Genomic DNA, 13,344 nt, shown 5'->3' on the forward strand with positions numbered 1-13,344 from the left:
TATTCCTGATTGATGCGGCTTTACTGGATCATTGTCATTTTTATTTTATGCCCGTTTATTACGCTGGCTCAAAACACTTCTATTACCGGTAAAGTGGTAAATGCCAATGGCAAAAATCCTGTAGCTAAGGCCAGTGTGTTTTTAAGCAACGCTACTTACGGAACCGCAACGGCCGAAGATGGCTCATTTACGCTGGCGGGAGTTAAGCCCGGCCAATACGAACTGGTTGTTACTACGGTTGGCTATGAGGATTATTCGCAAATCATACAGGTGGGCCGCGACCCGGTAAAGCTGAACATTGAACTAACGCAAAAAGTATTGATGCTGCGCGAAGTGGTGATCAGCAGCGCGGCCGACTGGAAAAAGAACTATGAACTGTTCCGCCGCGATTTTATTGGCACTACCGAAAACTCCAAGCTTTGTCGGGTTGTAAACCCGCATATCCTCAACCTTATTTATCATCGCAATAAACAACAGCTGGAGGCATCTGGCGATGAGTTTCTGGTGGTAGAGAACCGGGCGTTGGGTTACCGTACTAAGTTTTTACTGAAGAGTTTTTTGAGTGATGCTATCGAACACACGATTCAATACTCGGGCAAGGCGCTTTTTGAAGAGCTGCCTGGTTCGGCCGAACAAAAGAAGGTTTGGAAGCAAAAGCGTGAAGAAGCATACTATGGCTCGCCCCAACATTTCTACCGGTCGTTGTATAAAGATAAGTTAAAGGAAGAAGGTTTTGAGGCGCATGATTTTACCCGACTGCCTAACCGCGAACGCCCTGACGAAGCATTGATCCTTCAAAAAATTAAAAGGTACAGGGATATTACGCCCAACCGCGATTCGCTGATCAACTGGTACAAAATATCAAACCTTACCAAGTGGAACAGGGAGAACCTGGTGCGCATACCCTATCAATCATTCGAGATATTGCGTAAAACACCGCAACAAGGCATATTTGCGCTTACCTGCCCGCACTTTTTGTATGTAGTATACACTAAAAAAGAAGAGATGACGGAGTTTAAGGATGTTTACCGTCCGCTTGATATGGGCAATTTTGAAACCAGTATTGTTACCTTATTCCAAGGCTATATTTTGTTTGATATGAATGGTATTGTGGTTTCAAACCCAAGTCCACAGTATGAGGGCACTTGGTCAAAAGCCAAGCTGGCCGATCTGCTGCCAGTTGATTACGAGCCGGGTGACTGAATTTTTGTTCATTAGTTCACATGTTCATTGGTCTTGTCTGGTTTTTATTGCGAACCAGCGAACTAAAACAAATGAATCAGTAAGCTAATAATTCACTACATTTGTCGCATCAATCAATATGAAATTTATTTATCAAACATGGTGGAAGGTCATAGCCGTTTTATTGGTGTTATCCACCTTTTACACAGGGTTGTTATTTAAGGCCCCCCGGCTGCCCATCATTCACGAAACTATACGTAACCTGTACTTTCATGTGCCCATGTGGATGGGAATGTTAACGGTGTTTGTGGTATCGGTATATTTCAGCATTAAATATTTACGTCATGGCAGGGAAGAAGATGACCTGGCATCGGTTGAATGTGTGAATACAGGTTTGCTGTTTTATTCGCTTGGGCTTTTAACCGGTATGCTGTGGGCAAAATACACCTGGGGCGAGTTTTGGAGCGGCGACCCTAAACAAAACAGCGCGGCTATAGCTTTTCTGTTGTACTGCGCTTACCTGGTGCTGCGTAACTCCATTGACGAGGAGCAAAAGAGAGCTAAAATATCGGCCATTTATAACATTTTCGCCTTCCCGGTAATGGTTGTGCTGATATTTGTTTTACCGCGGCTCACCGACTCATTGCACCCCGGTAGCGGCGGTAATCCCGCATTTGGAAAATATGACCTTGATAACGGTATGAAGATCGCTTTTTATCCGGCAATGCTGGGTTGGAGCTTTATTGCGCTATGGATAGCTACTATCCGTTACCGCATACGTTTAATTGAAAATAAAAGGAACGCTATAAATTAATATGAAAAAAATAATCTTTTTATTGTTTTTACTGGTGTGCTGTACTGCGGTTTTTGCTCAGCCTACCCAGCAGGTTGAAATGGCTGATACCATGCGCAGCTCGGGCAAAATATACGTAGTGATAGCTACCATTTGTATTATTTTCGCGGGCCTGGCCTTTTACCTGTTTTCTATCGATAGAAGATTAAAAAAAATCGAAAAGGAAAAGTAGTCTAAAAAATTTATCTATGTTGTTTAAACATAGATTTCGTGTTGTTGTTAAGATGTGTATAGCGCACACTAACTATAAAATATTTGCAATATTGATAAAAATAACGTCAAATTTGCGTACTTTTTTAAGAGTTTAATATTTATACAACAATTATGGCTACGAATATTTTAGTTGCTGACCAGGATACACACTTCTTTGGCGACGTATGTAAAAACTTTGATTACGCTGCACAATTTACCAAACATGACGCCGGTTTATTAGACCAGATTAAGTCATGTAACAGCGTTTACCGTTTCCGTTTCCCTATTCGCAAGGGCAACAGTTTTGAGGTAATTGACGCCTGGCGCGTTGAGCACTCTCACCACCAATCACCAACCAAAGGCGGTATCCGCTATAGCGAAATGGTAAATGAGGATGAGGTAATGGCGCTGGCCGCCCTCATGACCTACAAATGCGCCATTGTTAACGTACCTTTCGGGGGCGCTAAAGGTGGTATCAAAATCAACCCCAAAAACTATACTGTAGGCGAGCTGGAAAACATTACCCGCCGTTACACAGTAGAGCTGATCAAGAAGAACTTTATTGGTCCAAGCATCGATGTACCTGCACCTGATTATGGATCGGGCGAGCGTGAAATGAGCTGGATTGCCGATACTTATGCTACCATGAACCCGGGACAACTGGATGCCATGGGCGCGGTAACCGGTAAACCCATTGCCCTGCATGGTATAGCCGGCCGTCGTGAAGCTACTGGTCGTGGTGTGGCCATTGCCGTCCGCGAGTGCGTAAGCGTGGGCGAGGACATGCAGAAACTGGGTTTGCTGCCAGGTTTAGCGGGTAAACGCGTAATAGTACAGGGCCTGGGTAACGTGGGCTATTATTCGGCTAAGTTTTTAGCTGAATTTGGGGCCGTAATAGTTGGCCTTTGTGAGTTTGAAGGCGCCATATACAATGAAGACGGACTTGATGTTGAAGCCGTTTTTCAGCACCGTAAAGCAAGCGGATCTATTTTAGGTTATGCCGGTGCACAGCAGGAGTTCACCAATACTATGGAAGGCCTGGAGCAGCCATGTGATATCCTTGTACCTGCAGCTTTAGAAAACCAGATCACTGAGTATAATATCCGTAATATACAGGCTAAAATTATAGCCGAGGGTGCTAATGGTCCGACCTCGCCGGAGGCCGAGGCCATTTTTTACGCCAATGGCGGTATCATCATCCCCGATATGTATGCCAATGCAGGCGGTGTAACCGTATCATACTTTGAGTGGCTTAAAAACCTGAGCCATGTGGCATTCGGTCGTATGAACCGCAGGTTTGAAGAAAACTCTAACCTTAACCTGGTAAACATGGTTGAGGGTATTACCGGTGTGGCATTAACACCTATACAACGCTCCACCATTATTAAAGGTGCATCTGAGCTCGAACTGGTAAACTCCGGACTGGAAGATACCATGATCCGCTCGTACCATGAGCTCAGGGAGATTTATAAGAACAACGAGAAGATTGATACCCTACGCAGCGCAGCCATGGTAGGCGCTATCAACAAAATAGCCGTATCGTATCAGAACTTAGGTATCTGGCCGTAAATAGAAATTAGTAAGCTACATGTAGAAATTAGCAAAATACATGTCATTGCGAGGAACGACGCAATCGCGAACTATGCAGGGGCGATCTGCACGGAGAGATTGCCACGCGGGGCGGGTTTAACCCGCCCCGCTTTGTTTTATGATTACCGTATTCGCGCGTCATTGCGAGGAACGAAGCAATCGCGTACTATGCAGGTTTGCTCGATATGGGTGAGATTGCCACGCTATCGCTCGCAATGACAAAACTTTAATCCGAAATTCGAATTTACTTGTGCTTCTTTTTCTCCCGTTTATAAATACCTTTTCCGGGTAGCAAAGTGTTGTTGTCTACTTTGGGTTTGGCAGGAGCATCTCCATTGTGCTGATACGCTGATGGTACCCACTCCGGTCTGATTATCTTCTCGTTGCTCATTAGTAATCCGTTTAAATAAATATAAGAATTAAAAAGATGGGGCTGTCATGCTGAGCTTGTTGAAGGGCGAGCAGAGGCCGGTCCACCATGCTTCGACAAGCTCAGCATGACACCCATAAGCGTTTTGTATCTACTAAGAATGATTCTAAATAGCACTTATGTCTTGTAATAAACGTTATTAGCTCAACGTTTTGTATTTTTGCATACTATTTTATAATATATAAGCCGCAGAATGAAGAAAAGTGCAATTTTTGGTCTTGTTGTTATAGCTATAGCTATAGCGGTTATCATTAGTGTTTATTCAAATTCCAGCACTTATGGTACTTTTGGCGACGCTCAAAAAACTAAAAGTGAACTGCATATAGTTGGTCATCTGAACAAATCAAAAGAGTTGTTTTATGATGCCACCAAGGATGCTAATTATTTTTCATTTTACATGAAGGATAATAATGGAGATGAGCGCAAGGTTATATTTACCGGTACCAAACCCGAAGATTTTGAACGCTCTGAGCAATTGGTGCTTACAGGCACAATGGTAGGCCAGGAATTTCATGCCTCCAAAATCCTGATGAAATGCCCTTCGAAATACACCCAGGACAAATTAGAAGTTACAGAAGCCAAGGCCAAACAACAGGCCAGTATATAAATCATTTTGATGGATACAGTTTTTAAAGGTGAACACCTTTTACCGGGGCAAATAGGTCAGTTTTTTATTGTTCTTTCTTTTGGAGCCGCCCTGTTATCATTCATAAGTTATTATTTCGCGACAACCGACGATAAAGGCAAGGCCGATAGTTCATGGCAACGATTTGGCCGAATAGGCTTTTATATCAATTCCATTTCCATATTGGGCATGGGAACATGCCTGTTCTATGTAATTTATAATCACTATTTTGAGTATCATTATGCCTGGGCGTACACCTCGCGCTCTTTGCCTGTTTACTATATAGTATCGGGTTTCTGGAACGGACAGGAGGGAGGCTTCCTGCTATGGTCGTTTTGGCAGGCTGTATTAGGAAATATACTGATTTGGAGGGCCAAATCATGGGAACGCCCGGTAATGACAGTTGTAGCCTTCTCACAAGTGGCGCTGGCAACCATGGTACTTGGTGTGGAAATTTTAGGTCAACGGATAGGCAGCTCGCCTTTCTTGCTACTAAGAAATGCGCTTGAAGCTCCTATTTTTTCAAACCCGGATTATCTTGGGTTTATAAAAGACGGGCAAGGCATGAACCCATCCCTGCAAAACTATTGGATGATCATTCACCCACCAACACTTTTCCTGGGTTTCGCGTCGATGGTGGTACCTTTTGCTTATGCTATAGCGGGGCTGTGGCAAAAACGTTACAAAGAATGGATAGCTGCGGCTATACCTTATGCTTTGTTTGCGTGTATGATATTGGGTACAGGTGTTATCATGGGGGCCTTCTGGGCATATGAGTCGCTGAATTTTGGCGGTTTCTGGGCCTGGGACCCGGTAGAGAATGCTTCTATCTTCCCTTGGATTACGATGGTGGCTGCAGTGCACGTACTTGTAGTGTATAAAAATACCGGTCATTCTTATTTTACAGCTACTTTTTTGGTGCTTATCAGCTTTGTGCTGGTATGGTACTCTTCGTTCCTGTCACGCAGTGGCATTTTGGGCGATACTTCGGTTCACTCTTTTACAGATAATGGCATGTTCTGGCAATTGGTAATAGGCGTACTGGTATTCCTGATCCTATCGGTAGTATTGCTCGTAGCCAGGTGGAAGGAACTTCCCATTACAAAAAAAGACGAAGAAACCTACTCACGCGAGTTTTGGATGTTTGTAGGCGCTATATTTTTAGGCCTGTCATGCTTTCACCTGGTAGTAGTAACATCGGTACCGGTTTGGAACGCTATGTTCGGCACCAAGATAGCACCACCTTCTGATGTTGTTAAACATTATAATGTTATACAATCATCATTTGCATTTATAATAACGCTGCTTACCGGCATTGCTCAATTTTTAAAGTATAAAAAAACAGATGTTACCCGCTTTTTTATAACAACGGGTATTTATCTTCTTTTCGCCATGTTGGTAACCGCACTAATTGTTTATGCTACAGGTATTTCCAAACTAAACTTTGTATTTATACTGGTTATGTGGGGATCAGTGTACTCGGTTATTGCGAATGGTAAAATACTGACCGACGCATTTAAAGGTAAATTTAAACTGGCCGGCTCGGCCGTAGCGCACATTGGTTTTGGTTTTTTATTGATAGGCGCTTTAATTGCGGCAGGCACCAGTAGGGTTATTTCTATTAATAATACCGGCGAAGGTTTTTCGCCTGAGTTTGCCAAAGAACAAAACCCGCGCGAAAATATATTGGTATACCAGAATGAGCCAGTGAAAATGGGTGATTATATGGTAACCTATACCGGCGATTCTATTTCGTCGCCCAATCATTTTTTTAAGGTTGATTATAAACAAATAGGCTCTGATGGTAAAGTAGAGAACGAGTTTGTGCTTAAACCTAAAGCATTGATCAGCCGCGGACAGATGTCGGCTTCGCCTGATACCAAGCATTATTTGTTTCATGATATGTACACGCATATCACCATGTTTTATCCTGCACCGCTTGCTGATGGCGCCGACGCAAATGCTGCGGAAGGCCATGACGAAGCTAATGATGATAAGAACTACGATGCACCTGTAAGCCATGAGGTTGCCCCCGGCGATACCATCAGGTACCGCGACGGCTATATTTTATTAAAAGCCCTGAACAAAGAAGCCAAGGTGCAGAACATTCCGCTTACTGATAGCGATGTGGCTATCGGTGCTAAGCTCGAAATTGTATCGCACGGTAAAAAATATGAGGCTACTCCGGTTTACATGATAAAAAGCGGTAACGTGTTTGATTTTGCCCGCAAAGTTGAAGATGCCGGCTTAAAACTACGTTTCAGCAAGGTGATACCCGAGAACAAGAAGGTAGAGATCATGGTTTACCAGCAGCCTGAAAGTAAAAAGAAATTTATTGTGATGAAGGCTATCCAATTCCCTTATATCAATTTCTTCTGGGCAGGAACCATCATTATGGTAGTGGGTTTTGTGCTATCTATAAGCCGCAGAAAAAAGGAGCTGAAAACAGTTTAACTTAATACGCAATTGTGTAGCATCGTGGAGTTTATCATATTTATCCACGCGTCATTGCGAGGTACGAAGCAATCTATTCTATGGAGCATGCGATAGGAAATGTTATTATATATACCTTCAGCATTTTTTTTGGGTTAATACTTAGTCGCTACCTGTATTTAAAGGTAAAAAGAAAAGGCCTTTTTAAGACATTTAATAAGAATGTAGCTATCATTTTAAATGCACTTATTGCTATAGTCGGCTTTGTGATGGGTTTTATTATAATAGTAATAATATACACCATTTTGTACATCATCAAGGGTGGTCAATTTTGAGGCGGCGTGGTCTAACTCATATAATAGTCTCCTCTTTGAGCAACAGTGTATTGATCGGTAAATGTGCAATTATCAAACCATGATTTGTGCAGTTTTTCTAACCGTTGCAGTGCACCTAAGTTAACCGGCTTTAATAGGGTTAGTTTTACTATGCTTGAGTGTATCACTTTTATCGGTAATTTCAATCGATTTTGCATGACAACTCAAGTTTATTATTAGGAATAAGCAAGATAATATTTTGAATTTCATTTGATCAAGATAAGCAGCTATCAATATTTATTTCCAGCTCAGGTCAATTGTTCCGTGTTTTATGCCTGCGTCAATAAAGCATTTTTTTATCATACCAAACTTTTGCGTGCAATTGTCCCCAATAGTTAACCTTCCATATTTTGATCTGTATTCTTCACACTCAAAACATATTTCTAAATAATCTATCACCCTTCCTTTTTTATTGAGAAATACAAAAGCATTGCGTGGGTTATAACAGGAACTTCCTGGATCTGCGGTATTAGCTAAAATTTTCTTGTAAACCGCATTGTACATAATATTTGTCAAACGGATGATTTGATCCTGGTTTAGTGTTTTAACCTCATATAAGGTTGAATAATCTAAACTATCATTAATAATAGTAAAACCTTTATATAACTGTTGTTCTCTATAAGACATGGTGTCTTGTGGTTTTGGACGATCAATAATTATTTCGGGATTTGGTGGGGCACCTCCGTTAAAGGATACTGCCAAAATTTTAACTGCTTTTGAAAAAGGATATTTCTTTAGTCTTTGAGCAACGGTGTACTGATTAGTAAATGTGCAATTATCAAACCACGGTTTATAACCTTTGATAGATTCACGAAGATATGAAACATGGGGTGATATGTGCTTTACAACACGTTTTGGCTTATGCGCTTTAACGGTATCTGTACCAATAGCAAAGCACTCGGTACTTGTCCAGCAGCCTAAAAGGATTATAAAAAATAAGGAGTATAGAAGTTTAGGTTTCATTAACCTAATATCACAAATAATTATTTACCCTTCTTTCAAAAACGATAATATTTTGGTGTTCACCGTATCTGGTTTTTCAACGGATGGCAAGTGGGCCGCATCGGCAACCGGGAAAAAGTCGACTTTTAATACGCTGCGTATCGAATCACTAAAACGGATAGGTACGGTTTGGTCTTTTTTACCCCAGATTAGTAATACGGGCTTGTTAGCATTGTTAAGGCAGGTGTTGCTTTCTCGTCCATTTTGATCATAGTCATATAGCGTTGAAACAAGAGCATTCCTAAAACCCTGATACCGCATTTGCGGCAAATAACGTTTTACCCATTCCGGATGTTTTTGTGGGTAAAGGAAATCATCAAGCTGACCGGAGGCGCGCTCATTAGAGTTAACTGCCTCATTATACAGTGTAAAATATTTAGGTGCAACCGGTTTTTCGTTTTCGTATCCCGGGTCAATAAGTATAACTTTGTTTATAACATCGGGATGTGCACATGCAAAGTTTGTTATAACTTCGCCGCCGAACGAAATGCCGGCTAAATTAACATGCCCCTGCAGTTTCAGGTTGTTTATAGGCTCCAGTAACTGGGTGTTATATAGTTCTTTATCATACGCAACATCTGGCCTGTCTGAGTAACCCCTGCCATACATATCATACCGGAGCACCTTGTAGCCATTTTTAACCAGGAACTCATAAGTGCCATCCCATATATAATATGGAACGCTGAACCCGTGAACAAGTATTACCACTTCGCCATTTTCAGGCCCTTCCAGCTGATAATGGGTAATGCCTTTACTAAGTTTAATAAAGCTACCCTGAATACTTTTACGCTCGGCAGTTGTTAAGGCTTTTTTCTCTTTATTATTATATTCATAAAAGCCATATAATATTAAAGCAGAAGCACCGGCCAGGAATATTATAATTATTATGCTTACTTTAAGTATTTTCATAGCGTATTAGATGATGCTGACTAAAATACAGAAATATTTATACTACGCTTGTTTGATGAATACTTTAATTGAAAAAAATGTATGCGCGTAACAATAATCGGCTCAGGTAACGTAGCCACCCATTTTTCGGCAGCATTAAAAAACGCAGGTCATCGTATAATGCAGGTTTATAGTCCCAATTTTCAGAATGCATCTCTGCTGGCTTACCATGTAGGGGCAGAGGCCACGAGTGACTTGCAGGATATTACACCTGAAACCGACATTTTTATTATTTCGGTTAAAGACGATGCCATAGCTGAAATGGCCGAAGCCCTGGCTAAATATCAAAAGCTAATAGTGCATACCTCTGGCGCTACCAGCCTTGACGCAGTGCGGGCCTTTACAGACTATGCCGGGGTTTTATATCCGCTGCAAACCTTCAGCAAAAGCAAAGAGGTTGATTTTTTTACGGTTCCACTATGTGTAGAGGGGGCGGATGAAAGTATAACTGCCCGTTTAAAGGAACTGGCCGCTACCATTAGTAACAATGTTTATAGCGTTACTTCGGCCGATCGTAAAATACTGCATTTGGCGGCGGTATTTGCCTGTAATTTCCCCAATTATTTATACGGCGTGGCGCAGCAGCTACTGGCGGCCCATAACATGAAGTTTGATATGCTTAAACCTTTGATACTGGAAACTGCTCAAAAGGTACAGCAGCAATACCCTGCCAATGTGCAAACTGGTCCGGCGGTACGTAATGACCAGCTTACTATGAATGCACATTTGCAATTACTTAACCATCAGCCACAATTGCAGGAGATATATTACTTATTAAGTCAGGGTATTATCAAAAACAATAATGAAGGGCACGGGGACAAGTAATTTTGTTACTTTTGCTTAAATGAACATTTATAAAGTAAAGATAAATTTCGAGGAAAAAGGGCATGAAACCGTTGAATTGCCCATAGCCGAAGGAGAATCTGTATTGGATGTATGCCTGGAAAATGGCATTGAACTACAGCACAATTGCGGTGGCGTTTGCGGATGCAGTACCTGCCATGTATATGTAAACAAGGGGATGGACAACATCCAGGAAATATCTGATAAAGAAGAAGATTTTATAGACAGGGCTGTAAATCCACGTATAAATTCACGGTTGGGTTGCCAGTGTGTGATTGTTGACGGTGATATAGAGGTTACCTTGCCAGATCAATCACAGTTCCTGGGACATTAACTAAGGTTTTACGTTTAACGTGATACGTAAAGGAATAAATAGCTAAACAAGAACCGTACAACGTAAAACTTACTGCGTACAACTATACAAACATGACAGACAATAAATTTGCCTTACCAATTCACTGGAAAGATTATGAAGATATCGCTATTGAACTTTATGAAAAGTTTGGTGACGATTTTGATGAATCAAAAATATACCGTATCCGTTTCACCGAACTGTTGGAGTGGGTATTATCATTACCTAACTTTGAGGGTACAAGAGCGGAGTCAAACGAAGGCCACCTGGAGCAAATTCAATCGGCCTGGGTTTATGAGTGGCGCGATAATCAATAGTTGGCAGTAGCCAGTTAGCAGTTTTCGGCAGGCGCTTTGTATTTAAACCGGCTGATCCCAATAACTCACTAATTCATTAATTCAATAATTAGCTCGGTGGAATCATTTCTACATAAATTAAAAGATATTACCACATTTATATTTGATGTGGACGGCGTACTGACAGATGGTTCTGTTTTTGTAACAGATGCCGGTGAGCAAAGCCGTGCGTTTAATATTAAAGATGGTTATGCACTACAGCTGGCGGTTAAATGCGGTTATAATGTATGTGCCATATCGGGCAGCCGTTCAAAAAGCGCCATATACCGTTTAAATAGTCTGGGTGTTAAAGACGTTTACATGGGCACGCATACCAAATCACAGCGTTTTAAGATATACCTGGAAGAGAAGGCCATTATTGCTACCAACGTGTTATACATGGGCGATGATATACCCGACCTCGAAGTGATGAAGCTGGCTGGTCTGCCTGTTTGCCCGGCCGATGCGGTTGAAGAAATAAAAGCGGTAAGCGCCTATGTTTCGCCATACGGTGGTGGCAAAGGCTGCGCGCGCGATATTATTGAAAAAGTGCTTAAAGTTCAGGATAAGTGGATGAGTAAGCAGGCTTATAGCTGGTAGGCTGTTTAAGTCAAAATTCAAAAGTTAAAATTCAAAATCATCCCGCATGAATAACGTTCCTAAAATCATTCTTGCATCAAAATCGCCGCGACGGCAGGATTTGCTCAGGCTTATGGATATGGAGTTTGAGGTTATGCTCAAAGATGTGGATGAATCATACCCTGATGGCCTAACACCGCAGGAGGTAGCTGTATATATTGCCCGAAAAAAAGCCGAAGCATTTGATGGTACACTAAACGGTGAGGTTGTGCTCACTGCCGATACCATTGTTTGTGTTGATGGCCTCATATTAGGTAAACCCGAAACACCCGATCATGCTGTAGAAATGCTGCAAACATTATCGGGTAAGGTACACCAGGTTATTACCGGCGTTTGCTTGCTGTATAAAGGCCGTTATAATAACTTTTTTGATGTGTCTGAGGTGTTTTTTCGCAAGCTGAGCGATCAGGAAATAAAAAGTTATGTGGCTGAATATGAGCCTCTTGATAAGGCTGGTTCTTATGGTATACAGGAACGTATAGGCCTGATAGGTATTGAACGGATAAATGGCTCTTATACCAACGTAGTAGGCCTCCCGACAGAAAAGTTATATGCTCAATTAATTAATTTAAATAAATAATATTTAAATTAAACCTTTCTGTATTATAAAGTCTAATGCTTAAATATAAGGGAGTGAATATATCATGAAAAGAGCTATTTATACAGGGCTGGTAGTTATGCTGGTTTCAGCCCTGTCTGCTTGCAGCAGCTATAATTATTACACCGCAGCCCGAAACAAAACAGATCTTTCTTCTTACCGCACATTTGCCTGGTTACCACCCGAAACAAGTAACAGGGCTGGTGGAGTTGTGAAGAAAGAAATTGCGGATGAAAGGGTGAAGGAAACAGCGATTTCCGCTTTGCAAAAAAAAGGACTTAGGTTACAGGAAAACAATCCCGATCTGTTAGTAAGTTATTCTACCGTTACCGGCAGGGGCATGAAAACAGAATTTTATCCCGCTTACTATGGCGGCTTCGGTTGGGGCGGCTGGGGCTGGGGTTGGGGATACCGTCCGTTCTGGGGCGGCTACTATGGTGGCTGGGGATATCCCTACGGCGGCTTCGGTGGCGGAGGCTATGCCCGGGTTCCGTATAAAGAAGGCACCATTATTATTGATATCATAGACCGCAACACCCGCAAGTTAGTATGGCGCGGATTTGGCGTAGGCGAATTGCACAACCCAAAAAGAACGCTTGATGAATTACCAAAAGTGGTTGATGGTGTATTAAAACAACTGGAGTTGAACCAGGTAAATCAAATGCAAATCAGGAAAGCATAAGTTATTTAATATCGAAGCATTATATAATCCCTTTTGGCCTAAGCCTGAAGGGATTTTTGTTTGCGGTGTAAATGAATAGCGGTAAATATAACAGCAATAACCACCAGCACAATTACCCAGGTATCGAGCGGGCAACCATCGGGTCCGCCGTCATTCCCATCACACAACCCGTCACCGGGATCGGCAAAACAATTTGTTGATAGTAGTAAAAGGCATATACCCAGTAAAAACCTGTACTTATTTTTTACGAAGGTTTTAATTGTCAT

At 41.8% G+C, this 13,344-nt stretch carries 16 protein-coding genes; 12 read left to right on the top strand and 4 right to left on the bottom strand.

The features are described from left to right. Positions 1-12 precede the first annotated feature (12 nt). The 4 genes from SNE25_RS13670 to SNE25_RS13685 all read left to right on the top strand — a co-directional run bounded on the left by SNE25_RS13670 (position 13) and on the right by SNE25_RS13685 (position 3,796). Positions 13-1,203, top strand: a complete 1,191-nt coding sequence (locus tag SNE25_RS13670; protein WP_321565661.1) for a carboxypeptidase-like regulatory domain-containing protein — start codon at positions 13-15, stop codon at positions 1,201-1,203. A 118-nt stretch (positions 1,204-1,321) separates the two neighbouring features. Further along, the gene (ccsA, locus tag SNE25_RS13675) at positions 1,322-1,996 is read left to right on the top strand and encodes a cytochrome c biogenesis protein CcsA (protein ID WP_407667025.1); all 675 of its coding nucleotides are present in this window, start codon (positions 1,322-1,324) and stop codon (positions 1,994-1,996) included. A gap of 1 nt (position 1,997) precedes the next feature. Then, complete coding sequence (locus SNE25_RS13680; RefSeq protein ID WP_321565662.1) at positions 1,998-2,207, top strand: CcmD family protein; 210 nt, start codon at positions 1,998-2,000, stop codon at positions 2,205-2,207. Between the two features lie 152 nt (positions 2,208-2,359). Continuing rightward, a complete protein-coding gene (locus SNE25_RS13685) occupies positions 2,360-3,796 on the top strand; it encodes a Glu/Leu/Phe/Val family dehydrogenase (RefSeq protein WP_321565663.1) in 1,437 nt (478 codons plus the stop codon). Positions 3,797-4,061: 265 nt separating this feature from the next. Here the strand turns inward: SNE25_RS13685 and SNE25_RS13690 are convergent, their stop codons facing one another. Beyond that, positions 4,062-4,208, bottom strand: a complete 147-nt coding sequence (locus SNE25_RS13690; protein ID WP_321565664.1) for a hypothetical protein — start codon at positions 4,206-4,208, stop codon at positions 4,062-4,064. Between the two features lie 232 nt (positions 4,209-4,440). Between SNE25_RS13690 and SNE25_RS13695 the strand changes: the two genes are divergently transcribed. Continuing rightward, positions 4,441-4,854 carry a cytochrome c maturation protein CcmE domain-containing protein gene (locus tag SNE25_RS13695; RefSeq protein WP_321565665.1) on the top strand — a complete coding sequence of 138 codons (414 nt, stop codon included), beginning with the start codon at positions 4,441-4,443 and terminating at the stop codon, positions 4,852-4,854. 9 nt (positions 4,855-4,863) lie between these two features. Beyond that, the gene (gene ccsA, locus SNE25_RS13700) at positions 4,864-7,326 is read left to right on the top strand and encodes a cytochrome c biogenesis protein CcsA (RefSeq protein ID WP_321565666.1); all 2,463 of its coding nucleotides are present in this window, start codon (positions 4,864-4,866) and stop codon (positions 7,324-7,326) included. A gap of 590 nt (positions 7,327-7,916) precedes the next feature. Here the strand turns inward: ccsA (SNE25_RS13700) and SNE25_RS13705 are convergent. Both SNE25_RS13705 and SNE25_RS13710 read right to left on the bottom strand, forming a co-directional pair. After that, positions 7,917-8,642: a hypothetical protein gene (locus SNE25_RS13705; RefSeq protein WP_321565667.1), complete on the bottom strand. Its 726-nt coding sequence runs from the start codon at positions 8,640-8,642 to the stop codon at positions 7,917-7,919. A gap of 24 nt (positions 8,643-8,666) precedes the next feature. After that, positions 8,667-9,590, bottom strand: coding sequence for an alpha/beta fold hydrolase (locus tag SNE25_RS13710; protein WP_321565668.1), 924 nt, complete (start codon positions 9,588-9,590; stop codon positions 8,667-8,669). Positions 9,591-9,671: 81 nt separating this feature from the next. Here SNE25_RS13710 and SNE25_RS13715 point away from each other — a divergent pair, with 81 nt between their 5' ends. The 6 genes from SNE25_RS13715 to SNE25_RS13740 all read left to right on the top strand — a co-directional run bounded on the left by SNE25_RS13715 (position 9,672) and on the right by SNE25_RS13740 (position 13,078). Beyond that, a complete protein-coding gene (locus SNE25_RS13715) occupies positions 9,672-10,454 on the top strand; it encodes a Rossmann-like and DUF2520 domain-containing protein (protein WP_321565669.1) in 783 nt (260 codons plus the stop codon). A 19-nt stretch (positions 10,455-10,473) separates the two neighbouring features. Continuing rightward, positions 10,474-10,806: a 2Fe-2S iron-sulfur cluster-binding protein gene (locus tag SNE25_RS13720; RefSeq protein ID WP_321565670.1), complete on the top strand. Its 333-nt coding sequence runs from the start codon at positions 10,474-10,476 to the stop codon at positions 10,804-10,806. A gap of 92 nt (positions 10,807-10,898) precedes the next feature. Then, complete coding sequence (gene iscX / locus SNE25_RS13725; RefSeq protein WP_321565671.1) at positions 10,899-11,141, top strand: Fe-S cluster assembly protein IscX; 243 nt, start codon at positions 10,899-10,901, stop codon at positions 11,139-11,141. Positions 11,142-11,237: 96 nt separating this feature from the next. Continuing rightward, on the top strand, positions 11,238-11,759 hold the full coding sequence (locus SNE25_RS13730) for a KdsC family phosphatase (protein WP_321565672.1): 522 nt from the start codon (positions 11,238-11,240) through the stop codon (positions 11,757-11,759). A 46-nt stretch (positions 11,760-11,805) separates the two neighbouring features. After that, positions 11,806-12,378, top strand: a complete 573-nt coding sequence (locus SNE25_RS13735; RefSeq protein ID WP_321565673.1) for a Maf family nucleotide pyrophosphatase — start codon at positions 11,806-11,808, stop codon at positions 12,376-12,378. Positions 12,379-12,442: 64 nt separating this feature from the next. After that, a complete protein-coding gene (locus SNE25_RS13740; RefSeq protein WP_321565674.1) occupies positions 12,443-13,078 on the top strand; it encodes a DUF4136 domain-containing protein in 636 nt (211 codons plus the stop codon). A 38-nt stretch (positions 13,079-13,116) separates the two neighbouring features. Here SNE25_RS13740 and SNE25_RS13745 read toward each other — a convergent pair whose 3' ends face one another. Then, positions 13,117-13,344, bottom strand: a complete 228-nt coding sequence (locus SNE25_RS13745; RefSeq protein WP_321565675.1) for a hypothetical protein — start codon at positions 13,342-13,344, stop codon at positions 13,117-13,119.

The sequence above is a fragment of the Mucilaginibacter sabulilitoris genome (assembly GCF_034262375.1).
In the GTDB taxonomy this organism is placed as follows: Bacteria; Bacteroidota; Bacteroidia; order Sphingobacteriales; family Sphingobacteriaceae; genus Mucilaginibacter; species Mucilaginibacter sabulilitoris.